General features: G+C 64.5%; 20 protein-coding genes. 6 read left to right on the top strand and 14 right to left on the bottom strand.

All coding sequences use genetic code 11. The annotated features are described in order from the left end of the window. Positions 1–344 precede the first annotated feature (344 nt). Entirely contained in the window at positions 345–563 is a 219-nt protein-coding gene (locus AC0L3J_RS21630; RefSeq protein WP_219685272.1) for a hypothetical protein, read from the bottom strand. A 228-nt stretch (positions 564–791) separates the two neighbouring features. Here AC0L3J_RS21630 and AC0L3J_RS21635 point away from each other — a divergent pair, with 228 nt between their 5' ends. The 4 genes from AC0L3J_RS21635 (at position 792) to uraD (ending at position 3,404) form a co-directional block, all read left to right on the top strand. Beyond that, positions 792–1,070 (top strand): hypothetical protein, encoded by a 279-nt coding sequence (locus AC0L3J_RS21635; RefSeq protein ID WP_473348240.1) that lies wholly within the window; start codon positions 792–794, stop codon positions 1,068–1,070. Positions 1,071–1,159: 89 nt separating this feature from the next. Beyond that, positions 1,160–1,573: a DUF3830 family protein gene (locus AC0L3J_RS21640; protein ID WP_007601448.1), complete on the top strand. Its 414-nt coding sequence runs from the start codon at positions 1,160–1,162 to the stop codon at positions 1,571–1,573. Beyond that, positions 1,574–2,509 carry an allantoinase PuuE gene (gene puuE, locus AC0L3J_RS21645; RefSeq protein WP_473348241.1) on the top strand — a complete coding sequence of 312 codons (936 nt, stop codon included), beginning with the start codon at positions 1,574–1,576 and terminating at the stop codon, positions 2,507–2,509. 7 nt (positions 2,510–2,516) lie between these two features. After that, positions 2,517–3,404 carry a 2-oxo-4-hydroxy-4-carboxy-5-ureidoimidazoline decarboxylase gene (gene uraD, locus AC0L3J_RS21650; RefSeq protein ID WP_473348242.1) on the top strand — a complete coding sequence of 296 codons (888 nt, stop codon included), beginning with the start codon at positions 2,517–2,519 and terminating at the stop codon, positions 3,402–3,404. Here uraD and AC0L3J_RS21655 read toward each other — a convergent pair. The 3 genes from AC0L3J_RS21655 to AC0L3J_RS21665 are packed head-to-tail and all read right to left on the bottom strand — an operon-like array spanning position 3,401 to position 8,368. After that, positions 3,401–4,798 (bottom strand): nucleobase:cation symporter-2 family protein, encoded by a 1,398-nt coding sequence (locus AC0L3J_RS21655; protein WP_473348243.1) that lies wholly within the window; start codon positions 4,796–4,798, stop codon positions 3,401–3,403. The genes uraD and AC0L3J_RS21655 overlap by 4 nt on opposite strands. A gap of 22 nt (positions 4,799–4,820) precedes the next feature. Then, a complete protein-coding gene (locus AC0L3J_RS21660; RefSeq protein WP_473348244.1) occupies positions 4,821–7,544 on the bottom strand; it encodes a molybdopterin-dependent oxidoreductase in 2,724 nt (907 codons plus the stop codon). Beyond that, positions 7,541–8,368 (bottom strand): FAD binding domain-containing protein, encoded by an 828-nt coding sequence (locus tag AC0L3J_RS21665; RefSeq protein WP_473348245.1) that lies wholly within the window; start codon positions 8,366–8,368, stop codon positions 7,541–7,543. Before AC0L3J_RS21665 ends, AC0L3J_RS21660 begins: the two co-directional genes overlap by 4 nt. Positions 8,369–8,521: 153 nt before the next feature. Here AC0L3J_RS21665 and AC0L3J_RS21670 point away from each other — a divergent pair, with 153 nt between their 5' ends. Next, complete coding sequence (locus AC0L3J_RS21670; RefSeq protein ID WP_473348246.1) at positions 8,522–9,871, top strand: 8-oxoguanine deaminase; 1,350 nt, start codon at positions 8,522–8,524, stop codon at positions 9,869–9,871. A gap of 112 nt (positions 9,872–9,983) precedes the next feature. Here the strand turns inward: AC0L3J_RS21670 and AC0L3J_RS21675 are convergent, their stop codons facing one another. The 4 genes from AC0L3J_RS21675 to AC0L3J_RS21690 form a co-directional block, all read right to left on the bottom strand. After that, complete coding sequence (locus tag AC0L3J_RS21675; RefSeq protein WP_473348247.1) at positions 9,984–11,060, bottom strand: BMP family ABC transporter substrate-binding protein; 1,077 nt, start codon at positions 11,058–11,060, stop codon at positions 9,984–9,986. Between the two features lie 78 nt (positions 11,061–11,138). Then, positions 11,139–12,056 (bottom strand): ABC transporter permease, encoded by a 918-nt coding sequence (locus tag AC0L3J_RS21680; RefSeq protein WP_473348248.1) that lies wholly within the window; start codon positions 12,054–12,056, stop codon positions 11,139–11,141. Beyond that, positions 12,043–13,134, bottom strand: a complete 1,092-nt coding sequence (locus tag AC0L3J_RS21685; RefSeq protein WP_473348249.1) for an ABC transporter permease — start codon at positions 13,132–13,134, stop codon at positions 12,043–12,045. Before AC0L3J_RS21685 ends, AC0L3J_RS21680 begins: the two co-directional genes overlap by 14 nt. Then, the gene (locus tag AC0L3J_RS21690) at positions 13,118–14,689 is read right to left on the bottom strand and encodes an ABC transporter ATP-binding protein (protein WP_473348250.1); all 1,572 of its coding nucleotides are present in this window, start codon (positions 14,687–14,689) and stop codon (positions 13,118–13,120) included. The genes AC0L3J_RS21685 and AC0L3J_RS21690 overlap by 17 nt, the downstream gene beginning before the upstream one ends. A gap of 572 nt (positions 14,690–15,261) precedes the next feature. Between AC0L3J_RS21690 and AC0L3J_RS21695 the strand changes: the two genes are divergently transcribed. Beyond that, a complete protein-coding gene (locus AC0L3J_RS21695) occupies positions 15,262–16,371 on the top strand; it encodes a hypothetical protein (protein ID WP_456768884.1) in 1,110 nt (369 codons plus the stop codon). A gap of 134 nt (positions 16,372–16,505) precedes the next feature. On the opposite strand, the gene AC0L3J_RS21700 is transcribed toward AC0L3J_RS21695, so the two are convergent. The 6 genes from AC0L3J_RS21700 to AC0L3J_RS21725 are packed head-to-tail and all read right to left on the bottom strand — an operon-like array spanning position 16,506 to position 22,377. Further along, positions 16,506–16,991, bottom strand: coding sequence for a nucleoside deaminase (locus AC0L3J_RS21700; RefSeq protein WP_473348251.1), 486 nt, complete (start codon positions 16,989–16,991; stop codon positions 16,506–16,508). Between the two features lie 13 nt (positions 16,992–17,004). Next, entirely contained in the window at positions 17,005–18,537 is a 1,533-nt protein-coding gene (locus AC0L3J_RS21705; RefSeq protein ID WP_473348252.1) for an ABC transporter ATP-binding protein, read from the bottom strand. After that, positions 18,534–19,217 carry a biuret amidohydrolase gene (gene biuH, locus AC0L3J_RS21710; RefSeq protein WP_473348253.1) on the bottom strand — a complete coding sequence of 228 codons (684 nt, stop codon included), beginning with the start codon at positions 19,215–19,217 and terminating at the stop codon, positions 18,534–18,536. Before biuH ends, AC0L3J_RS21705 begins: the two co-directional genes overlap by 4 nt. A 10-nt stretch (positions 19,218–19,227) precedes the next feature. Beyond that, entirely contained in the window at positions 19,228–20,154 is a 927-nt protein-coding gene (locus AC0L3J_RS21715; RefSeq protein WP_080136340.1) for an ABC transporter permease, read from the bottom strand. Between the two features lies 1 nt (position 20,155). After that, a complete protein-coding gene (locus AC0L3J_RS21720) occupies positions 20,156–21,268 on the bottom strand; it encodes an ABC transporter permease (protein ID WP_473348254.1) in 1,113 nt (370 codons plus the stop codon). Further along, the gene (locus tag AC0L3J_RS21725) at positions 21,265–22,377 is read right to left on the bottom strand and encodes a BMP family ABC transporter substrate-binding protein (RefSeq protein ID WP_473348255.1); all 1,113 of its coding nucleotides are present in this window, start codon (positions 22,375–22,377) and stop codon (positions 21,265–21,267) included. The genes AC0L3J_RS21720 and AC0L3J_RS21725 overlap by 4 nt, the downstream gene beginning before the upstream one ends. Positions 22,378–22,705 lie beyond the last annotated feature (328 nt).

Genomic DNA, 22,705 nt, shown 5'->3' on the forward strand with positions numbered 1-22,705 from the left:
GTTTTCCTGCGTGTGCTTTTCGCGCAGCGGACCGCGGGTGCCAGCCGGCACCCGGCCTTCCCTGCGCCCTCTTGGATAAGAGGGTGGAGTGACGAAGCAAAGCTCGGGCGAAACGCGCCGCGAGGACGCGAAGGCGTGTCTGCGATTCAAAAATGCGAGCTGGACTGGCGCTGCCGCCTCATACTCCGTCATTGCGAGCGCAGCGACTTGTCCGCCGAAGCTTTAGCGAAGGCGGGAGCAATCCAGAAATGCATCCGGGAAAATGTCTGGATTGCTTCGTCGCAAGGGCTCCTCGCAATGACGATTTGGAGGCAGTTTCGCTTGATTGCGCCATGCTTCCCGTATCACCGTCCCGCTGGTGCGGACATCGCGCCGTTGGAATAGCGCGACCAGTCGGGCTCGGTCGGCTGCGACGGCCAGAGCGCGGCGTTGGAGTCGCGCACCGACTGGGTGATGGGATGGGGTTGCGCCTTGCGGACATGACGACGGTCGTTCGCAGCGGCGGTCTGGATCGTGGCGGCGGCAATTAGCGTCGCGCCGAGAATGATGAAAGTCTTTTGCATTGTTTCTTTCTCCCGTGACGACAGCCCGGCTGTGAGATGTGTGTTTTGTTTGGTCGCCGTCGCGGCTGACATGGCGATGCGCCCAGCCGATATCAGCGCTCGCGACATCACATTGGGGCGAGCCAATTTTCTAGCCTCGGCTAAATATTCGGCAATCGCGCCCATAGCCCCGATGGACTCGACCTGTGCAATCCGGTTCAATGGGCCAAATTTGGTTTCTGGGCGACAATGATGTCGAAATATCTGCTGGTCCTTCTGCTGATCGCCTCGCCGGCCGTGGCGCAGGTCAAGCTGACCCCAAAAACCTCGGCGGCGCATCCGGACCCCTGCGCGCCGATCGGGCGGACCGCGGACGGCAAGCTGGTCTACTCCATGAAATGCGAGAATTTGCCGGTGCCCCCTCCGCCGCCGCAGGCGGAACTGAGGGAGGCGCCGCAGGCCGCCGCCGAGCCGGAGCCCGAGACGCGGCGGAGTGGCGTTTTCGGCTGGTCCTACGACCGCAGGTAACGGGCCGCGCCCCTTGCGCGAAGCCCGACGGAGTGCTCTTTGCCTGAAAATTCCCCGTGGGGCCACCGCCCCCGATCCAGAGAGATGAGATGACCAAACTCGTGATCCGCGCCGGCGACTTCACATTCGATGCCCGTTTCGAGGAGCAAGCGGCGCCCAAGACTGTCGCCGCGTTCCGCAAGGCGCTGCCGTTCGAAAGCCACATCATCCACGTGCGCTGGAGCGGCGAGGGCGTGTGGATGCCGCTCGGCGACCTCGATTTCGGTGTCGGCTACGAGAACCACACCAGTTATCCCGCACCCGGTCAGATCATCCTCTATCCCGGCGGCATCAGCGAGACCGAGATCCTGATGGCTTATGGCGGCGTGCACTTCGCGAGCAAGATGGGCCAGCTCGCCGGCAACCATTTCATCACGCTGACCTCCGGCCTGGAGAATCTGGCGACGCTCGGCAAGAGCGTGCTGTGGAAGGGCGCGCTGCCGATCCGCTTCGAGGAAGTCTGAGTGACTGAGCCCCGCTACCCGCGCGATCTCCGCGGTTACGGCCGCAACCCGCCGCACCCGCAATGGCCCGGCAACGCGCGGGTCGCGGTACAGTTCGTCGTCAATTTCGAGGAGGGCAGCGAAAACAACATCCTGCATGGCGACCCTGCCTCGGAAGCGTTCCTGTCCGACGTGCTCGGCGCACAGCCTTGGCCCGGCCAACGCCATGCCAACATCGAATCGATGTTCGAATATGGCTCGCGCGCCGGCTTCTGGCGGCTGTGGCGGATATTCAGCGAGCGCAAGTGGCCGACCACCGTGTTCGGTGTCGCCACGGCGCTGAAGCGCAATCCGGAAATCGTAGCTGCGATGAAGGAGGCGGGCTGGGACATCGCCAGCCACAGCCTGAAGTGGATCGAGCACAAGGACATGACCGAGGCGCAGGAGCGCGCGGAGATCGCGGAAGCGATCCGCGTCCACACCGCAGCGACCGGCTCGCGGCCGCTCGGTTGGTATACCGGACGCTCCTCGATCAACACCAACGGTCTGTTGATGGAGGAGGGCGGCTTCCTCTATCTCAGCGATTCCTATGCCGATGATCTGCCCTATTGGGTCAAGGCCGCGAGCGGCAAGCAGCTCGTGATTCCCTATACGCTCGACGCCAACGACATGCGCTTCATCAATCCGCAAGGCTTTGCCGAAGGCGAGCAGTTCTTTACCTATCTGAAGGACGCCTTCGACGTGCTCTATGCCGAAGGCGAGAGCGCGCCGAAGATGATGTCGGTCGGCCTGCATTGTCGTCTCGCCGGCCGCCCTGGCCGCGCGGCGGGGCTGATCCGCTTCCTCGACCACATCGGCAAGCACGAGCGCGTCTGGGTGCCGACGCGGTTGCAGATCGCCCGGCATTGGCACGACAAGCTCGCGGGCCTTGCCGACGATGCTTTCGAGATCGGATAGGGAAGCAATGTCACAGATCGCCTTGTCTGATCTCAATGCTGCGAGCTTCGATGATTTCGTGGCAGTACTTGAAAACGTGGTCGAGTACTCGCCTTGGATTGCCCAAGAAGCCGCGGCGCGCCGTCCGTTTGCCGGCATCAATTCACTGCTCGACGCGATCAAGGCGGCGATCGCTAGCGCTGAGCCCGAGGTGCAGCTGGCGTTGATACGCGCGCATCCCGACCTCGCGAACAAGACCCAGCGCGCAGCGGGACTCACGCCTGATTCGACTGCCGAGCAGAGCAGCGCTGGTCTAGATCGTCTTTCGGACACCGAATATGCGGCCTTCGAGCGGGCGAACAATGCGTATCGCGAAAAATTTGGTATCCCCTATATCATCTGCGCGCGCCGGCACACCAAGGATTCCATTCTGCGTGACTTCGAGTCGCGACTGCAGAACATTGCCAAGACCGAGACACGCCGTGCGCTCGAGGAAATCTCCCGCATCGCTGCGTTGCGGCTTAATCAACTCGTCGCAGCCGATGATAAGCTCAAGGTCCATGGCCGACTCTCGACCCACGTGCTGGACAACCACGCCGGTAAGCCCGCGCCGGGCATTCCGGTCGAGCTGGTCGAGCTCGCGAACCTCGGCGAGAGCCGCGTGATCGCGCGCGCGGTGACCAACGCGGACGGCCGCACCGACCAGCCGCTGATCGGCGGCCGCCCGCTGCCGATCGGCCGCTACGAGCTTCGCTTCAGCGTTGCCAAATATTACGCCGAGCGCAACGTGCAGCTCTCCGACCCGCCTTTCTTCGACGAGATCCCGCTGCGTTTCGCGATCAGCGAGCCGGAAAGCCACTACCACGTGCCGCTGCTGGTCACGCCGTGGAGCTATTCGACCTATCGCGGCAGTTAGACGTGTTGCGCGGATGAGGCGGCAGCTGCCGCATCCGCTTCCGCCGCTGCACCGCCGCTCAATCCGTTGAAGAAGGCGTTGAGCAGCACCGAGACGATCGCACAGAGCAGGATGCCGGACTCCAGCAGCGGCTGCAGATCATGCGGCAAATTCCTGAAGAAGCCGGGTGCGGCGAGCGGGATCAGGCCGAAGCCGATCGAGATCGCGACGATGAAGAGATTGTAGCGATTGGTGCGGAAGTCGACCGAGGTGAGGATGCGTGCGCCGGTCGCGGCGACCATGCCGAACATCACGAGGCCGGCGCCGCCGAGCACGACCAGCGGCACGGCTTCGACCAGCGCGGCGAGCTTCGGCAACAGGCCGAGCACGAGCATGATGCAGCCGCCCGTGATCGTGACCCAGCGCGAGCGCACGCCTGTGACCGAGACGAGGCCGACATTCTGCGAGAACGACGTGTACGGGAACGTGTTGAAGATGCCGCCGAGCAGCGTGCCGCCGCCGTCGGCGCGCAGGCCCCGGCTGAGGGCATCGCGATCGACCGTCTTGCCGGTGATGTCGCCGAGCGCGAGGAACATGCCGAGTGATTCGATCATCACGACGACCATGACGACGCACATGGTGATGACAGGCACCAGATGGAATTGCGGCATGCCGAAGCGGAACGGGATCACGACGGCGCCCCAGGACGCCGCAGCCACCTTGTCGAAATGCATCACGCCAAGGATGCTCGCAAGCACGGCACCGGCGATGATGCCAAGCAGCACGGAGACGTTGGCGAGGAAGCCGGTGCCCCATTTGATCAGGCCGAGAATGAAGAGCAGTACGAACAGCGAGATGCCGAGCCCCTGTAGCTGTCCGTAGGCCGGATTGGGAAAGCTGCCGGCGACGCCGTCGACCACCTTCGTCAGCGTCGGCAGGCCGCCGCCCGCCCAGTTGATGCCGACCCGCATCAAAGAGATTCCAATGACGAGAATGATGCTGCCGGTGACGACGGGCGGGAACAGCGGCAGCAGCCGGCTGACGAACGGCGCCGCGACAATGCCGAACAGGCCGGCCGCGATCACCGAACCGTAGATGCCGAGCAGGCCGATGTCAGGTGAAGCCGCCATCGACAGCATCGGACCGACGGATGCGAAGGTCACGCCCATCATCACGGGCAGGCGGATGCCGACGCCGGGAAAGCCGAGACATTGCACCAGCGTCGCAAGCCCGCAGGCGAACAGGTCGGCGCTGATCAGGAAAGCGACATCCTCCGGCGGCAGCTTCAGCGCGCGCCCGATGATCAGGGGCACCGCGACCGCGCCGGCATACATCACCAGCACATGCTGCAGCCCGAGCGCCAGCAGGCGCGGGACCGGCAAGACCTCGTCGACGGGATGCACTTCGCTGCTCATGGATCAATCCCCCGAAATATGCCTACCCAAACTTATCGTGCAGCGCCGGAAACAGCCGGTCCGGCTTGAAGGGCGGCGCCGTGAAGCGGATGCCGGTGGCATCGGCGATCGCGTTGCCGAGCGCGGCGGCGACCGGATTGTACGGACTCTCGCTCATCGATTTTGCCCCCAACGGTCCGATCGTGTCGGATGTCTCGGCGAAGAAGACCTCGGTGCGGGGCACGTCGGCGAAGGAGGGCAGGTGGTAGTCGCGAAATTTGGGGTTGGCGACGCGGCCGTCCGCGTCGATCACCATCTCCTCGTAGAGCGCGGCACCGAGCGCCTGCGCGACGCCGCCTTCGACCTGACCGCGGCACTGCATGGGATTGGCGACGACGCCCGCGTCCGCCGCATGTACGCTCCTGAGAATCCGGAGCTCGCCGGTGCCCTTGTTCACGGCGACGCGAAAGCCTTGCACGTTGAAGCCGACCGAACGCGGCGTGCCGCCGGAATTGCCGGCGCCTGCGAACGGCTGTCCGCGTTCGCGCGCGAGCTTGGCCAGCTCCACAAAGGACATCCGCCGCACGCCACTGACGACGCCTTCGCTCTCGAGGGTGCAGCTCCCGACATCGCAGAGCCATGCGCCGGCGGCGGCCGCCTTCAGCTCGGTCGCAAGCTGCATGGCTGCCGCATGCGTCGCCTTGCCGGCGACGAACATGCCGGCGCTGCCATAGGCGCCGGTGTCGTGGCCGCCATGGGCGGTGTCGGACTGGCGCAGGCGGATCCGGTCGACGGTGGTCGCAAGCGTCGTCGCCACAATCTGCCGGTGCACGGTGCTCGTGCCGTTGCCGAATTCGGCGGTGCCGACCGTGAGGTCGAAGCCGGCGTCGTCGTTGAGCGCGATCCTCGCATCCGCGAGATGGCCCGCCGGGGGCACCGTGTCGATCATGGTCAGCGCGACGCCGTCGCCGATCAGCCACTCCGGCGACAGCTCCGGCTGCGGACCATCGGCCCGCATCGCGCGCTCGACGAGGTCGAGGCACTGGTCGAGCCCGTAGGAGCCGTAGAGCACGTCGTGAAATTCCGACGGCGGCGGCGACAGCATGGGGTCGCCGGGCTTGACGACATTGCGCCGGCGCATCTCGTAAGGGCTGATGCCGAGCTGCTTGGCCAGTTCGTCGATCGCGGCCTCGACCGCGATCAGTGTTTGCGGCAAGCCATAACCGCGAAACGCGCCTGCCGGCACCGTATTGGTGTAGACCGCGTAGCCGTCGACCCGCTTGTTCGGGCAATTGTAGACGCTGATGGATTCGGCCAGCGAGTGGAACATCACGGGGCCGGCGTGATTGCCGTAGGCGCCGGTGTTGGAGAGCACGTCGAGCTGGAGCGCCGTGAGCTTGCCGTCCGCGTCGGCACCGGCCTTGACGTGGACTCGCATCGGATGCCGCGTCGAAGTCGCGATGAACTGCTCCTCGCGGGTGAGCTCCAGCTTCACCGGCCGTCCGGTCTTGAGCGCGGCGAGCGCCAGAATGTCCTCGACGAACATCTCCTGCTTGCCGCCAAAGCCGCCGCCGACGCGCTCGCAGAACACGCGGACCTTGTCCATGGGAAGCTTGAAGATATCAGACAGTGCGCGCCTGGTCAGGAACGGCACCTGCGTCGAGGTGCGGACATTGAGCACGCCCGAAGCATCGAGCCAGGCGAGGCCGCCATGGGTTTCCAAGGCGGCATGCTGCACACGGTGACTATGGAAGGTGCCCTCGAAGGTGACGGCGGATGTCGCGAGCGCAGCGGCCACGTCGCCGAATTCGCCATGCGTCTCCGCGGCGAGGTTGCGCTGGGCGTTGGCAACACGATTTTCGGTGGTGCGGTCGGGATGAATGACGGGCGCGCCGGGCGCCATCGCCTGCTCCGGATCGACCAGCGCGGGCAAAATCTCGTAACTGACCTTCAGCCGGCGGCATGCGTCCTCGGCGGCGGCTTCGCTGTCTGCGACGACGGCAGCGACCTTCTGGCCGATGAAGCGGACGATGTCGTCGAGGACACGGGTGTCCTCGGGATCCATCCAGTCCTGCTCATGCCGCGCGGTCGACATCAGAGTGGTTGGCGCATCCTCATGCGTCAGCACCGCGTGCACGCCGGGAACGCTCAGCCCTTCCGACTTGTCGATCGCGACGATCCTCGCGTGGGCATGCGGTGAACGGAGCAGCTTGATATGCAGCAATCCGTCGACCTGCGTGTCGAACGTGTAGCGCGCCTTGCCGCGCACGACATCGGGGCCTGCTGGCGCCGGCAGGCTGCGGCCGAATGCGGCGCCGGCCTCGACGCTCTCCTCGATATTGGTCTTGCCGAGCAACGCATCCTCGATCGAACGATAGCCGGTGCAGCGGCAGATATTGCCCTTCAGCGCCACGCCGAGATCGGTGCGCTGCGCCTGGTTCAGCGAGGCGCAGGTCAGGATCATGCCGGCGGTGCAGAAGCCGCATTGAAAGCCCTGTGCATCAAGGAATGCCTGCTGCATCGGATGCGCGCCGCTGTCACCGCCGAGGCCTTCGATCGTGGTGACGGCACGGCTTTCGGTGCGGAACGCCGGAATCAGGCAGCTATGCACCGGCTCGCCGTCCAGCAGCACGGTGCAGGCGCCGCAATCGCCGGCGTCGCAGCCCTTCTTCACGCCGAAATGACCGAGCTCGCGCAGGAACGTGCGCAGGCACTGGCCGGCGCGTGGCTCGTGCGAAAACGGCTTGCCGTTGACCTCGAAGCTCATGGCGACGGTGCTCCGAGGAGTTCGTCGCGGATCTCTTCGGCAAGCCGCAGTGTCATGTGCTTGCGCCAGAGCGGCTTGCCGTGGATGTCGGTGTGGTACAGATCGTCCGTGATCTGCTGCGCGATGGCGTCGCGAAGCGCCTTCGCGTCGGGGGCCTCGCGAAAGGACAGCCGGATCGGCCGTACCGTCGAGGCGGTGACTGTGAGCGTCAGCATGCCAGCGGCATCCAGACTGCCGATCAGGAGCGCCGCCGAGCGGCCGACCGGCGCCAGCGAAATCTGGCGGAAGGCCGTACGGCGCTTCAGCGCGGCGATCGGAATATCGATCTGCCGGAGCAGGTCGCCCGGCGCCAGAAGGTTGTGCTGGTTGCCGGTGACGAAGTCGACGACGGGCATCATCTGTTCGCCGCCGCCGGCCTTCCAGATCGTGCAGATGCCCTCCAGCGCAGCGGTGAGCGAGATCATCGGTCCCGCCGGCAGCGACATGCAGAGATTGCCGCCGACGGTCGCCGTCTTCCAGATCTTGAACGAAGCAAGGAAGGCGCGGCAGCACTGGTTGATCAGCGGCGCTGCGAACCAATCCGGTGGGCAGACGAATCCATCGAGCTGCGCAACGGTACAGGTGGCCGCGATGCTGAAATGGCTCTCGGTGACCGTCAGCGCCGGCCATTTGAGGTCGGTGAGATCGATGAGCCGAGTCAAGTGAACCTGCGGCTCCGAGAACAGCCAGGTGCCGCCCGCGAGCCAAGCATCACCTGGCGTCCAAACGGGCAGCTGCGCGCGCGTTTGCGGATGGGCGACCGCTGTGATGGTATTCAAGTCCATGGCGACGCCAACGCTTCCAACGAGTGAATCGAGCCAGGAGAAAGTCTTGCAAGACGAGCGCCAAGTCGCAACAACAAGTCGCAGCAAAAGTGCAATCAGGCCGGGCCCTGCCTTGCAGGCCTGTCGTCAGCGGATGTGAGGAGGAGCAGATACATGAGCGACGCAAAGCCGATCTGGATCAGGGATCCCCTGGCTATCCTCGCCGATGGCGCCGAGCGCGGGATCGTGGTGCAGGACGGCCGGATCGTCGAGCTGGTGCCGGCCGGCGCTGCGCCCGCAACCGCTGACGTCGCGGTGTTCGATGCTGGCGACCACGTCGTGCTGCCGGGTCTCATCAACACCCATCATCATTTCTACCAGACCCTGACGCGGGCGCTGCCCGCGGCGATGGACCGCGAGCTGTTTCCCTGGCTCCAGGCGCTCTATCCGGTATGGGCGAAGCTGACGCCTGAAGCTCTCGAGCTCGGCGTCACCGTGGCGATGTCCGAACTGCTGTTGTCGGGCTGCACCACCACGACGGATCATCACTACGTATTTCCGGCAGGCCTTGAGGACTCCGTCGACATCGAGGTCGCAGTCGCAAAACGGCTTGGCGTGCGCGTGCTGCTCACGCGCGGCTCGATGAACCTGTCGCAGCGCGACGGCGGTCTGCCGCCCGATTGCGTCGTGCAGGATGAGGACACCATCCTCGCGGACAGCGCGCGCGTGGTCGCCAAGTACCACCAGCGTGGCGCGGATGCGATGGTGCAGATCGCGCTCGCACCTTGCTCGCCCTTCTCGGTGACGACGTCCCTGATGCGCGCCACCGCTGATCTGGCCGACAAGCTCGACGTGCGCCTGCATACCCATCTTGCCGAGACCGAGGACGAGAACAAATTCTGCCAGGAGATGTATGGCTGCCGTCCGCTCGACTATCTCGAACAATGCGGCTGGCTCAATGCGCGGACGTGGCTCGCCCATGGCATCTTCTTCAATGCAGACGAGATGAAGCGGCTCGGCAAGGCGAAGACGACGATCAGTCATTGCGCCTGCAGCAACCAGCTTCTGGCCTCCGGCTGCTGCCCCGTCTGCGAGATGGAGGAGGCCGGTGTCGGCATCGGCATCGGCGTCGATGGCTCGGCCTCGAACGACGGATCGAACCTGATGCAGGAGGTGCGGGCCGCGTTCCTGTTGCAACGGGCGCGCTACGGGGTGACGAAGGTTAGTCACAAGGATGCGCTGCGCTGGGCCACCAAGGGTTCGGCAGCCTGCGTCGGTCGGCCGGAACTCGGCGAGATCGCCGCCGGCAAGGCGGCCGATCTCGCGCTGTTCAGGCTCGACGAGCTGCGCTTCTCCGGCCATGGCGATCCCCTGGCCGCTCTGGTGCTGTGCGGGGCGCATCGGGCGGACAGGGTGATGGTGGCAGGGAAATGGGCCGTGGTCGACGGCGCGATCCCCGGCCTTGACGTGGCAGACCTCATCCACCGCCACAGTTCGGCGGCTCGGGCCATGCAGGCCGGATAATATCCAGGCGAAAATAGAAAGAGGGGGCGACCACAAGTGCCGGGTGCTTCTGGCCACCCCCTCCGAACCTGTTCCGGGAGGAGCAGGTGATTTAGACAAAGCAAGAAGCGTGCTACTTGCCCGGCAGCTTGTCGTCGATGCCCTTGACGTAGAAATTCATGCCGAGGATCTGGCCGTCGTCGAGATTGGCGCCGCCCTTGCACTCGACAGGCTTGCCGTCCTGCCCAAGGACCGGGCACTTGAACGGATGCAACTTGCCCGCGGTGATCGCGGCCTGGGCGTCCTCGGCGATCTTCTTCACGTCGTCAGGCATGTTGGTGTAGCGCGCCATCGCGAACATGTGGCTGTCGAGGCCGCCCCAGCTGTCCTCGGATTTCCAGGTTCCGTCGAGCTCGGCCTTGACCCGGGCGATGTAGTAGGGACCCCAGGTATCGAGGATCGAGGTCAGCTGGGTCTTCGGCCCGAACTTGATCATCTCGGAATCCTGGCCGAAGGCGAGCTTGCCGCGTTCGCTGGCGATCTGCATCGCGGCCGGCGAATCCGTGTGCTGCATGATGACGTCGGCGCCCTGGTCGATCAGCGCCTTGGCGGCGTCGGCCTCCTTGCCCGGGTCGAACCAGGTGTTGGCCCAGATGATCTTGACCTTGATGTTCGGGTTGATGGTCTGTGCAGCGAGGATCGTCGCGTTAATACCGGAGACGACCTCGGGAATCGGGAACGAACCGATATAGCCGAGCACGCCGGACTTCGACATCTTGGCCGCGATCAGGCCCTGGATGTAGCGGCCTTGGTACCATTTGGCCGAATAGGTCGACATGTTCGGGTTGCGCTTGTATCCGGTCGCGTGCTCGAAATGCACGTTCGGATATTTCTTCGCGACCTTCAGCGTCGGATCCATGTAGCCGAACGAGGTGGTGAAGATCAGCTTGTTGCCGGCGCGGACGAGCTGCTCGATCGAGCGCTCGGCGTCGGGGCCTTCAGGCACGTTTTCGAGAAACGTGGTCTCGATCTTGTCGCCGAGCTCCTTCACCAGCGCCTGGCGTGCCAGCTCATGCTGATAGGTCCAGCCGAGGTCACCGACCGGGCCGAGGTAGATAAATCCGACTTTCAGCTTGTCGGCGGCGGAGGCTGCACTGACGCTCCCGGCAAGCAAAAGCCCGGCAGTCAGCGCAAGAAGTGATTTCCTCATTATCAATCTCCAAACATCAGGGGAAAGCCACGATCCCCAACGTGCGCGCCCCATCGCGCACGCCGCGGAAATGAAACGCTAGCGGTCCGGCACGAACACGGTGCCGAGTGCAGCCGGCGCCGTCGATCCGCCCGTGCGCGCGCGGGAGAGCAGGACCAGGACGATGACAGTCGCAAGATACGGCAGCGCCGACATCAACTGCGAGGGAATGCCGACGCCCCAGCCCTGCGCGTGCAGCTGCAGGATCGTCACCGCGCCGAACAGATACGCGCCGACCACGAGGCGGCCCGGCCGCCAGGACGAGAACACCACCAGCGCCAGCGCGATCCAGCCGCGGCCTGCGGTCATGCCTGGAATGAAGAACGGCGTATAGGCGAGCGGCAGGTAGGCGCCGGCAAGCCCGGCGCAGGCGCCTCCGAACATCACGGCGATGGTTCTGATGCGCAGAACGGGGTAGCCGAGCGCATGCGCGGAGACGTGGTTGGCGCCGCAGGCGCGCAGGATCAATCCCGACCGCGTGCGGTACAGGAACCACCAGACGCCGGCGACCAGCGCCAGCGAGAAATAGACAAAGGCGTCCTCGCCGAACAGCACGCGGCCGACCAGCGGAATATCCGTGAGGCCGGGAATGTAAAGATGCGTTGCCGGCGTGATGCGCTCGCCGACGAAACCGGCGCCGATCAGGCCGGAGAGCCCCACGCCCAGGATGGTCAGCGCTAGCCCTGTCGCAACCTGGTTGACCGCAAGCCCGAGCGCCATCAGTGCGAAGACCAGTGACATCAATGTGCCGGCGACGATGCCGAACAGCGCGCCGATGAAGATCGAGCCGGTCAGCCACGCACCTGCAAAGCCACATGCGGCGCCGACGATCATCATGCCCTCGACGCCGAGATTGAGCACGCCGGAGCGCTCGGTCACGAGCTCGCCGGTCGCCGCGATCAGGAGCGGCGTCGAGGCGGCGAGCACTGCGAGAATGATGGCTTCAATGAGTTCCACGAGCCACCTGTCGGTTCGGGAAGACCAGCTTGAAGCGGTAGAGAATGAGGGAATCGCAGGCAAGCACGTAGAACAGCAGGATGCCCTGAAAAACCTTGGTGACGTCCAACGGGATCTTCATCGCGATCTGCGCCTGCTCGCCGCCGATAAAGGTCAATGCGAGAAAAAGGCCTGCAATTAATATTCCAAGGGGATTCAACCGGCCGAGAAAGGCGACGATGATCGCGGTAAAACCGTAACCCGGCGAGATGCCGGGCTGCAGATGCCCGACCGGACCCGCGACCTCGATGATGCCGGCGAGGCCGGCCAGGGCGCCCGAGACGGCGAAGGTCAGGAGGATCAACTGGTTGGAATTGAAGCCGCCGAACCGCGCCGCGCGGGGCGCTGCACCGACCACGCGAATCTCGAATCCCTTGATGGTGCGTCCGAGCAGGATCGCCGCCGCAGCGACGACGAGAAGGGCGATGATGGAGCCAAGATGCAGCCGGCCGCCTTCGATCAGCAGCGGCACCGTTGCGACCGGATCGAACTCGGCCGTGGTCGGGAAGTTGAAACCGTGCGGATCGCGCCAGGGGCCGCGCACGAGATAGTCGAGGAAGAGATCGGCCACATACACCAGCATCAGGCTGGTCAGGATCTCGCTGGCGCCGAACTTCACCTTGCAGATTGCCGGGATCAGTGCGTAGAGCGCGCCCGCGGCGGCGGCGAGCACCAGCATGACCGGCAGCACCCAGACGCCGGCGTCGGTGCCCTGCGTCTTCACCGCAATCCAGCTTCCGGCGACGGCGCCGATCAGGAACTGCCCTTCGGCGCCGATGTTCCAGGCATTGGCGAGATAGCAGAGCGATAGTCCGATCGCGATCATCACCAGCGGTGTCGCCTTCACCGCGATTTCCTGGAGCGAATAGCTGTCGGTCAAAGGCGCGATGAAATAGGCGTGCAGGGCAAGCAGCGGATTCTTGCCGAGAATCGCGAACAGGATGACCATGGTCACGATCGTGAGGCCGATCGCGATCAGCGGAGAGATCAGCGCGATCGTGTTGGAGCGCTCGGCGCGCTTCTCAAGCACCAACTGCATGCGCGGCCTCCTTCGGCTCCAGCGTGCTGCCGCCCATCAACAGGCCGAGTTTTTCGCGCGTCGCCTCGCTGGTGGCGAGCGGCGTAGACAGATGGCCATGGAACATCACGGCGATGCGGTCGGCGATTTCCGCGAGCTCGTCGAGATCCTGGCTGGTGACGAGCACGGCGGCGCCTGCGGTTGCGAGATCAAGCAGCGCCTGGCGGATGACGGCGGCAGCGCCGGCGTCGACGCCCCAGGTCGGTTGGCTCACTACCAGCACCGCGGGATTGCGCAGGATCTCGCGTCCCACGATGAATTTCTGCAAATTGCCGCCGGAGAGGGATGCTGCTTCCGGATCTCGCTTGGCCTTGCGGACGTCGAACGTCTCGGTTGCGCGGTCGACCGTCTTCAGAGTGGCCGCAGTATCGATGAAGCCGTGATGGACCATGCCGCTGGCGGCGTGCCCGGTGAGCAGCGCATTCTCCGAAAGCTTCATGCGCGGCGCGGTGCCGTGGCCGAGCCGCTCCTCGGGAACGAAGGCCGCGCCGAGCTTGCGGCGCTGCGTGATCGAGAGATGGCCGGCAGCAAGGCCTTCGATCACGATCGTGCCGGGGTCTTTCGACAGGCGTTCGCCGGACAGCGCGGCGAACAGTTCGTCCTGGCCGTTGCCGGCGACCCCGGCGATGCCGAGGATCTCGCCGCCCTTCAGCTCGAACGAGATGTGCTCGAGTCGCACGCCATGCGCCTCGCCGGGGGCGAGCGAGAGGTCGTTGACGACGAGGCGCGGCACGGTGGTCTGCCGGCCGGCCGCCGCCTTCACCTCCTTGATCTCGCCGCCGACCATCATGCGCGCGAGCGAAGCGGCGGTCTCAAGCCTGGGATTGCAGGTCTCCACCTTCTTGCCGCCGCGCAGGATCGTTGCCGTGTCGCACAGCCGCTTCACCTCTTCGAGCTTGTGGCTGATATAGAGGATCGCGCGGCCTTCGGCCTTGAGCCGCTCCAGCACGACGAAGAGCTGGTCGGCTTCCTGTGGCGTCAGCACCGCGGTGGGCTCGTCAAGGATCAGGAATTGCGGATCCTGCATCAGCGCGCGGACGATCTCGATGCGCTGGCGCTCGCCGACCGACAATTGCCAGACCTCGCGTTTGGGATCGAGCGGCAGACCATAAGTCTTCGACACCTGCTCAAGCCGCGCCGACATGTCCTTGAAGGATTCTTTCCCGTCGAGGCCGAGCGCAACGTTCTCGGCGACGGTGAGATTGTCGAACAACGAGAAATGCTGGAACACCATGCCGATGCCGCGGCTGCGCGCTTCCGAGGGACCAGACAGCACGATCGGCTGGCCCTGCCAGAAAATCTGGCCAGCGCTGGGCTGGATCAGCCCGTAGATCGCCTTGACCAGCGTCGACTTGCCGGCGCCGTTCTCGCCCAGCAGCGCGTGGATTTCCGTTGGCCAGATGTCGATGTCGATGGCATCGTTGGCGAGGAAATCGCCATAGCGCTTGGTGAGCCCGACCGTCCTGAGGAGCGGGGACTCGCCGGAATGCAGGCTGTTAGCCGTGGGATCCAACATTCGCTGATGCGCTTGCATGGGGTGAAGTGCCTCAATACTGGGCTAGTTTGAACCGCCGCGTAAGGTGTGAAAAAGCGTCATCCCTTGCTCAACGCTTCGGCAGGCAAGTGGTGTCGGCGAGTCGGGGCTGTCGCCGGGCGGCGATTGTCCTCAAATGCCTGCCGAGCAGCCTTTGCAGTCCCGACTTGCGTGCGACGCGTGTTGCAAATTTGTGACGGCTCAAGCCAAATCGGAACCCGCTATGCAGGCTTGGCGTGAAGTTAAGCAGAGACGCGCCATCACGCGTATGCATTTGCGAACACCGCGACAGTAGCTCCGGCCCATCTTGTCTGCCTCGTCCGCTCGAGATGAAAAGGCGAGCGAAATCAAACGGGAATATCCGGCAATGCCGCTCTCGCCTGACCGTGTGGCGGTGAGGCTTGGCCTTCCAAATCCGCCGGTGAAACGCAGCGCCCTGTGCAAACAAGCGGCATGCCTTGAAACAAGTTGAGGCTTCTCACTCCGGGAGATCGGCGCAAGTGTCGCACCCAAGGGACGTTCATTTTTACGTGTCCAAACTTGGGGGTATTCGGATGTCGTTTCGTATGAAGGCAGTTGCGGCGGCGGCGCTGTCACTTGCTACGCTCGCTACCGGTGGCATGGCTCAGGCAGCCGACTTGCCGGTCAAGGCTGCCAAGAAGGCGGCTGACCTTCCGTTCTTCCTGGTGATCGACGACCGCGTCACCTTCTCCTACATCTTCAATGCCTCGCAGCCCGGTGCATTCACCAACACCAATGGTGTGATCAACGCCAAGACGACGAAGCAGGTCTACTCCTTCACCCACTTCGATGCCTGGACTTACGGCACCAACTTCTTCACCATCTCGATGTTCAAATCGGACCACAACGATCCGGCAGGCCCCTGCACCGCCACAGGCGTGGTCGTTTCGCCGGCTGCAGGGTTCGCAGCGACGCCGACGAGCTGTGCCGGCGCGACAGAAATCTACGGCCTTTTCCGCTCAACCTTCGGCTGGAACGAGATCTTCAACACCAAGGCTTTCACCCAGGGCCCGCTGCACAACATCTCGTTCGAGGTTGGCATGGATGCCAACACGGAGAACCGGTATTTCGGCGCCGCCAAGCGCGACGTTGTCGCCGGTCTGCAGTTCGCCTTCGATCTTCCCTATAAGGGCTACTTCAACGTCGCGCCGCTGGTGTATTGGGAGTTCGCCAACCACAACTCCTTCTCGCAGTGCGGCGCCGGTTGGTCCGCTCCGTGTATTGCTGACGGCAACACGTCGTTCAAGCCGACCTGGGCGATCGAAACCAACTACTATATGGACCTCGGCTTCCTGCCGCAGAACATGCAGTATTTCTCGATCAGCGGTCGCGCGGCGTGGTACGGCAAGAAGGGCACCGACACCGAGCCACTTCCCGCCAGCGTCGCCAACGGCGTCTATCCGACCAAGGTCGAGTTCAACTCCGAGCCGATCCGCCTGACCCTCGATGCCTCGAAGGCGATTTGGGGTGAGAAGTACTCGCACTTCGTCGACGTCTGGGTCGCCTACCGCTATTGGCAGAACAAGTTCGGCCTCGATCACAACAACGCCGTGGCCTGCACCACCCTGGCCGGTGGCGCGAGGGTGAGCACCGGCTCCTGCACCGAGTCCTCGCTCTACTCCGGTATCACTGTGAAGTTCTAGCCACCTGACAGGCTTCAGGTGAACGACGATGGCGCCGCGTCAAACCTCCGCGGCGTCATCTTCGTTTGGGGGATGGGCTGGGTACCGTCAGGCGGCCCTTCGGTGAGTGCGGGGCAAGGCCCGCTCGGCGCCGTCTACTTCGTCCACACGCCATCGTGCAGCGCTTCGGCCTCGTCTTCGAGCAGCGGCCCTGCAACCTGGGTCGGCCGCTGGCCGCTGGCAAAAACCTCGCGACATGGCAGGTCGAGGGTTGGGTTCTCCGGATGATCGCCGGTGATGCCGCGCAGGCGGTGCTCGCTGAGGCCATAGACGACACGGCCGATGCCGGCCCAGTAGATCGCGCCGGCGCACATCGCGCAGGGCTCGGCGGAGGAATAGAGTGTGGCCCTCGCCAATACCTCGCGTCCGAGCGTGCGGCAGGCCTGTGTTGCGGCGAGGCGCTCGGCATGCGCGGTGCCGTCGTGATCCGGCATGTAGCCGTTCTCGGCCTCGATCAGGACCTTGCCCTCGGCATCGACAACGATGCAGCCGAAAGGATGGTTGCCGTGGGTGAGGGAACGGCGGGCGACCGCAAAGGAAAGGCGGAGGAAGTGCTCGTCGCGCTCGGACCCGCCGCTCATCGCTCTCCCCTGGTCAATGCCCCGCCATATGCCGGCCGACCACGGTGAGATCGGCTTCGCTGGTCCGTGCTTCATACACGAATTCGCCGTGGAACATCACCACCAGCCGATCGGAGAGTTCAAGGAGTTCGTCGAGGTCCTCGCTCACCAACAGCACCGCGGCGCCGCGGTTGCGCGCGGCCATGATCTCGGCATGGATTTGCGCCACCGCCGCGAAGTCGAGCCCGAAACAGGGATTGGCTGCGATCAGCACCTCGGCGTCGCCGCCGAGCTCGCGGGCTAGCACGGCGCGCTGGACGTTGCCGCCCGACAGTGCCGAGATCGGCGTGTCGGGCGTGCGGGTCTTGATCTTGTACTGGGCGATCTTCTTCCTGGCGTCGACGCGGAAGGCACCGCGGTTGAGCCACCAGCCGAGGCTAGCGAAAGGCGCGCGGTCGAACTCGCGGAAGGCGATGTTGTCGGCGACGCTCATGCCGCCGACACAAGCGTTCTTCAGCGGCTCCTCCGGCAGGAGGGACATGTTATGCCGCCGCATCTCCTCGCGGCTGGCGTGATAAAGATCGCCGGCGACACGGATCTCGCCACTCTCGGCTGCGCGCTGCCCGGCCAGCACCTCGACGAGCTGGCGCTGGCCGTTGCCGGAGACGCCGGCGATACCGACGATCTCGCCGGCGCGGACCGTGAGGGAGACATCATGAACGGCGATGGCGCCGGCGTCGTCGAGCGCGCGCATCTTCGCCAGTTCCAGCCTCGCCTTGCCGGCCTCTCCGGTGCGGGGCGGCTGCACTGTCAGCTCCTCGGCGCCGATCATGGTGCGCGCCATCGCGTCCGGCGTCAGTTCGGACACCTTGCCGGCACCGGCGAGCTTGCCGCGGCGCAGGATCGTGACGTCGTCGGCGAAGGCCATGACCTCGCGGAACTTGTGCGTGATCATCAGGATGGTCAGCTCGCCCTTGACGACCATGTCACGGAGCATGCCGAGCACTTCGTCGGCTTCCGCAGGGGTTAGCACTGATGTTGGCTCGTCCAGGATCAGGAAGCGGCGCTTCAGGTAGAGCTGCTTGAGGATCTCGCATTTCTGCCGCTCGCCCGCGGAGATGTCGGCGACTTTTGCGCTGAGCGGGACCTTGAACGGCATGCGCGCGAGAAAGGCCTCGAGCTCCTTCATCTCTTTCGGCCAGTTCACGACAGCCGGCACGTCATCGCGCGCCAGCACCAGATTTTCGGCGACCGTCATCGCCGGCACCAGGGTGAAATGCTGGTAGACCATGCCGAGGCCGAGTGCGTGGGCGTCCTTCGGATTGCCGATCGCCTGCTCGCGCCCCCCGACCAGGATGTCGCCCTCGGTGGCGTGATAGTAACCCATGATGCATTTGACCAGGGTCGACTTGCCGGCGCCGTTCTCGCCGAGCAGCGCATGGAACGAACCCGGCCGCACTTTCAGCGCGACATTGTCCAGCGCCAGGAAATCACCGAAGCGCATGGTCATGGCGATGGCATCGACGCCGAAGGCGCCCGATGGCGGCGGCGTTTCGCCGACGATCACGAAATCGCTCCGATGAAAGCGTCGGAGGTCGAGACCGCGCCGAACACGCCGCCCTGCATCTTGATCATCTTCAGTGCGTGGTCGTGGTTGCTCTTGTCGGTGGCACCGCAGCAATCGTGCAGCAGTACGCATTCGAAGCCGCGGTCGTTGGCCTCGCGCATGGTTGTGTGAACGCAGACGTCGGTGGTGATCCCAGTGAGCACGATGTTCTCGATGCCGCGTACCCGCAGGATCAGCTCCAGATCGGTGGCGCAGAACGAGCCCTTGCCCGGCTTGTCGATAATGGGCTCGCCGGGCAGCGGCGCGAGCTCCGGGATGATGTCCCAGCCGGGCTCGCCGCGCACCAGGATGCGGCCGCAGGGTCCGGGGTCGCCGATGCCGGCGCCGATCTGCCGGGAACGCCAGCGCTTATTGGCGGGCAAATCTGAGAGATCGGGACGGTGGCCTTCGCGGGTGTGGATGATGTGAAAGCCTTGGCTCCGCATTGCGGTGAGCAGTCTCCTGATCGGCTCGATCGGCGCCCGCGTCAGTGAGAGGTCGTAGCCCATCTTGTCGACATAGCCGCCGACGCCGCAGAAATCGGTCTGCATGTCGATGATGATGAGCGCGGTGTTGTCGGGGCGGAGATCGCCGTTATAGGGCCATGCATAGGGCTCGGACTTGATGGTGCGCTCGGGCATGATTCGCTTCCTAGCGGGTGATCGACAATTCGGCCGGGGCTCCGGTCAGCGTGCGTTTCGGCGAGCAGGTGATGATCATGATCGCCAGCGTCAGGATGTAGGGTGCGGCGTTGAAGAGGTGGTAGCCGGAGGTGACGCCGACCGATTGCAGCGCCGGGCCCAGCGCCGCGGCGCCGCCGAAGGCGAGCGAGGCCCACAGACACAGCAAGGGGTCCCAGCGCGCGAAGATCACGAGCGCCACGGCCGTGATGCCCTGGCCCGAGGACAGGCCCTCGTTCCAGCTGCCGGGATAGAACAGCGACAGGAACGAGCCGCCGATGCCGGCGAGGAAGCCGCCGACCATGGTCGCGCGCAGGCGGATCAACAGCACGGAGTGGCCCATCGCACGCGCGGCGTCCGAACTCTCGCCGGCGGTGCGGATCAGGAGGCCCCAGCGCGTGGTCCGGAAGGCCCAGTAGAGAATTGGCGCGAGCGCGACGCCGATCAGGAACAGCACGTTAACCCGTAGGGCCGCGCGCACCTGCGGAATATCGCTCCACCAGCCGAAATCGATTGCGGGCAGTCGAGGTGCGGTGGGCTCGATCAGCGGCTTGCCGAGGTAGAAGGCAAGCCCGGTGCCGAACAGCATCAGCGCGATGCCGACCGCGACGTCGTTGACGCGCGGCAACGAGCAGATGCCGGCATGCAGCGCGCCCAGAAGCGCGCCGGTGATGCCAGCGGCGAGCACGCCCAGCCACGGCGATCCCGTGACATAGGAAATGCCATAGGCGCTCATCGCGCCCATCACCAGCGTGCCTTCGAGGCCGAGATTGATGCGGCCGGAGCGCTCGGTGATGCATTCCCCCAGGCTCACGAACAAGAACGGCGTCGAGACGCGAATGGCGCCGCCGAGCACGGCGAGCGGGACGGTCCAGAGTCCGATCGAGCCGTCTGCCATCTCAGGACTTTCCCTTCAGAAATCCGATGCGGCCGTAGAGCGCATCGCTCGCCAGCACGAAGACGAAGATGATGCCTTGCAGCGCCAGCACGGATGCATCCGGCAATCCGAGGCGACGCTGCAACAGCCCGCCGCTGGCGCTGATACCACCGAGCAGGATCGCGACGGGGATAATGGCGAGCGGATTTTGCCGCGCCAGGAAGGCGACAAGGATCCCGGTGAAGCCGTATCCCGCGGCGAGGTTGGCGTTGGTGCGCCCCTGCACGGCGGCGACCTCGACCATGCCGGCAAGGCCCGCGGCGCCGCCGGCGAGGAAGCAGATGGTCAGGATCAGCTTGCTGACATTGAGGCCGACGATCTTCGCAGCGCGGATGTTGCCGCCGGCAACACGCGCGGCGAAGCCAAACACAGTGTGATAGATCAGGATATAGGCGGCGACCGCGGCGATCAGGCCGAATACGAGACCCCAATGCACGTCGGTGCCGGGGATCGATCCGATCATGTTGGCGGCGCCGATCTCGCGGGTCGACGGCTTGTTGAGGCTCGCGGGATCACGCATTGCGCCCTCGACGAGATGGTTGAGGACCGCGAGCGCGATGTAGACGAGCAATAGGCTCGAGATCGTCTCGTTGACGCCGCGATATTGCCGCAGCGCGCCCGAGAGCATCACCCAGAGGCCGCCGCCGATCACGCCCGCGATGACCATGGCGATCTGCACGATGAGCGGCGGCATGCCCTGAAGCACCAGTGCCGCGCTGGTTGCCGACAGCGCGCCGACCAGAAGTGCGCCTTCGCCGCCGATGATGACCATGCCGAGCTGCGCGGGCAGCGCCGTGCAGAGTGCGGTAAGGATCAGCGGCGCCGCGCGCGTCAGCGTGTTTTGCCATGAGAACCAGGTGCCGAACGCGCCGTAGTACATGTAGAAATAGAGGTCGAGCGGGCTCTTGCCGAACATCGCGACGAAGATGCCGAAGACCCCGAGCGCGCCGGCCAGCGCCGCGCCCGGGATCAGGACATATTCGATCGCTCCGCCGTGACGCTGGAGGAATCCCGGATCGGCGGCCGGGGCAACCGTCCCGACCGCTTCAACGGAATCCGCAGCTTCCGTCGTCACGAAGTCGCCCCGACCACGCCCTCCACGAGATAGTCCATCTTCTCGAGTTCGGGATCCTTCTGGCCGCGATCGGTGCCGGCCGCGATCACCGTCTTGCCCTTGTTGTCGACCAGGCCTCCCTTGAAGATGGCGTAGCCGTCACCGGACAAGAACTTGGCCTTGACGTCGTCGGCGTGCTTGCGCGCCTCGGCGGAGACCGCTTCGCCATACGGCGAGGTCTTGACGATCTCTTCCTTGAGGCCGCCGCGATAGAAGTTCGGGATGCTCTCGCCGGCGGCGATCATCTTGACGAACTTGGGGTACAACGCTTCCCAGTTCCACTCGGCTCCCGTGAGATACGCTTTTGGCGCGAGCGGCGACTGGTTGACGTGATAGCCGCACACCATGGCGCCCCGACGCGCGGCGTTCTCGACCATGGTCTTCGGACCGTCGACATGGCAGGTCAGTACGTCGACGCCCTGGTCGATCAGACTGTTGGTGGCCTCGGCTTCCTTGACCGGCATCGACCAGTCACCGGTGAAGATGACCTGTGTGGTGGCCTTGGGATTGGCAAGCCTCGCGCCGAGCGTGAATGCGTTGATGTTGCGCAGCACCTGCGGGATCGGCTTGGCGGCGACGAAGCCGAGTTTGCCGCTCTTGGAGCTGTAGCCGGCGACGATGCCCGAGATATACTGGGCTTCATCGATATAGCCGAAATAGCTGCCGGCGTTCTTCGGGTCCTTGTCGCTCCACAGGCCGCCGCAGTGCTCGAAGTGCAGCTTCGGGAATTTGTTGGCCATCTTGACCATGTGCGGATTGTAGTAACCGAACGAGGTCGGGAAGAGCAGGGTGGCACCGTCGAGATTGATCATCGACTCGATCGTCTTCTCGACCGCGTCGGTCTCCGGCACCTTCTCTTCTTCCACGACCTTGAGGCCGGGAATCTTCTTCAGCGCCGCCGCGCCCTGCGCATGCGCCTGGTTGTAGCCATAGTCGTCGCGCGAGCCGACATAGATGAAACCGATCGTCGTCTCAGCCGCAAAGGACGGGCGGGCGCCGGCCGCCGCGCCGAGTGTGAGGGCCGCACTGCCTTGCAACAAATGACGTCGTGAGATCCTGCCAAATTCCATTGCTTGCTCCCCTTGGCGGATGCACCGCCTCATCTCGCGCTGCGCCGGTCTGGCGGAGCACGAGATCAATTGTCGCAAGCTTCGTGCCAGAGATAACCGAGAGACAGTTTCCGATTAAGCCGTTGAAAGCAATTAGTTATTTTTAGAGATCCGAGCTTGATCAGGAAAGCAGCAGATGAAATTATAAGCACTTTTGTGTAATTGTATGCAATGGAGTTAAGCAGTTTTGACCGGCCTGGACATGTGCATGACGAGGGGCCGGGTGGTCTGCCGGCGACCGCATTCATGCTAACCACGCGCTGATTGGAACGGTGTCGGCCGCGTGATT

It is taken from the genome of Bradyrhizobium sp. Kon37 (genome assembly GCF_055807535.1).

Bases quoted from the DNA above. Each gene is read 5' to 3' on its own strand.
- AC0L3J_RS21700 (WP_473348251.1), bottom strand. From the start codon at position 16,991: ATGAGCGGCGGGTCCGAGCGCGACGAGCACTTCCTCCGCCTTTCCTTT.
- AC0L3J_RS21640 (WP_007601448.1), top strand. From the start codon at position 1,160: ATGACCAAACTCGTGATCCGCGCCGGCGACTTCACATTCGATGCCCGT.
- AC0L3J_RS21685 (WP_473348249.1), bottom strand. From the start codon at position 13,134: ATGCAGTTGGTGCTTGAGAAGCGCGCCGAGCGCTCCAACACGATCGCG.
- AC0L3J_RS21630 (WP_219685272.1), bottom strand. From the start codon at position 563: ATGCAAAAGACTTTCATCATTCTCGGCGCGACGCTAATTGCCGCCGCC.
- AC0L3J_RS21670 (WP_473348246.1), top strand. From the start codon at position 8,522: ATGAGCGACGCAAAGCCGATCTGGATCAGGGATCCCCTGGCTATCCTC.
- uraD (WP_473348242.1), top strand. From the start codon at position 2,517: ATGTCACAGATCGCCTTGTCTGATCTCAATGCTGCGAGCTTCGATGAT.
- AC0L3J_RS21655 (WP_473348243.1), bottom strand. From the start codon at position 4,798: ATGAGCAGCGAAGTGCATCCCGTCGACGAGGTCTTGCCGGTCCCGCGC.
- biuH (WP_473348253.1), bottom strand. From the start codon at position 19,217: ATGCCCGAGCGCACCATCAAGTCCGAGCCCTATGCATGGCCCTATAAC.
- AC0L3J_RS21690 (WP_473348250.1), bottom strand. From the start codon at position 14,689: ATGTTGGATCCCACGGCTAACAGCCTGCATTCCGGCGAGTCCCCGCTC.
- AC0L3J_RS21695 (WP_456768884.1), top strand. From the start codon at position 15,262: ATGTCGTTTCGTATGAAGGCAGTTGCGGCGGCGGCGCTGTCACTTGCT.
- AC0L3J_RS21665 (WP_473348245.1), bottom strand. From the start codon at position 8,368: ATGGACTTGAATACCATCACAGCGGTCGCCCATCCGCAAACGCGCGCG.
- AC0L3J_RS21675 (WP_473348247.1), bottom strand. From the start codon at position 11,060: ATGAGGAAATCACTTCTTGCGCTGACTGCCGGGCTTTTGCTTGCCGGG.
- AC0L3J_RS21725 (WP_473348255.1), bottom strand. From the start codon at position 22,377: ATGGAATTTGGCAGGATCTCACGACGTCATTTGTTGCAAGGCAGTGCG.
- AC0L3J_RS21715 (WP_080136340.1), bottom strand. From the start codon at position 20,154: ATGGCAGACGGCTCGATCGGACTCTGGACCGTCCCGCTCGCCGTGCTC.
- AC0L3J_RS21660 (WP_473348244.1), bottom strand. From the start codon at position 7,544: ATGAGCTTCGAGGTCAACGGCAAGCCGTTTTCGCACGAGCCACGCGCC.
- AC0L3J_RS21635 (WP_473348240.1), top strand. From the start codon at position 792: ATGATGTCGAAATATCTGCTGGTCCTTCTGCTGATCGCCTCGCCGGCC.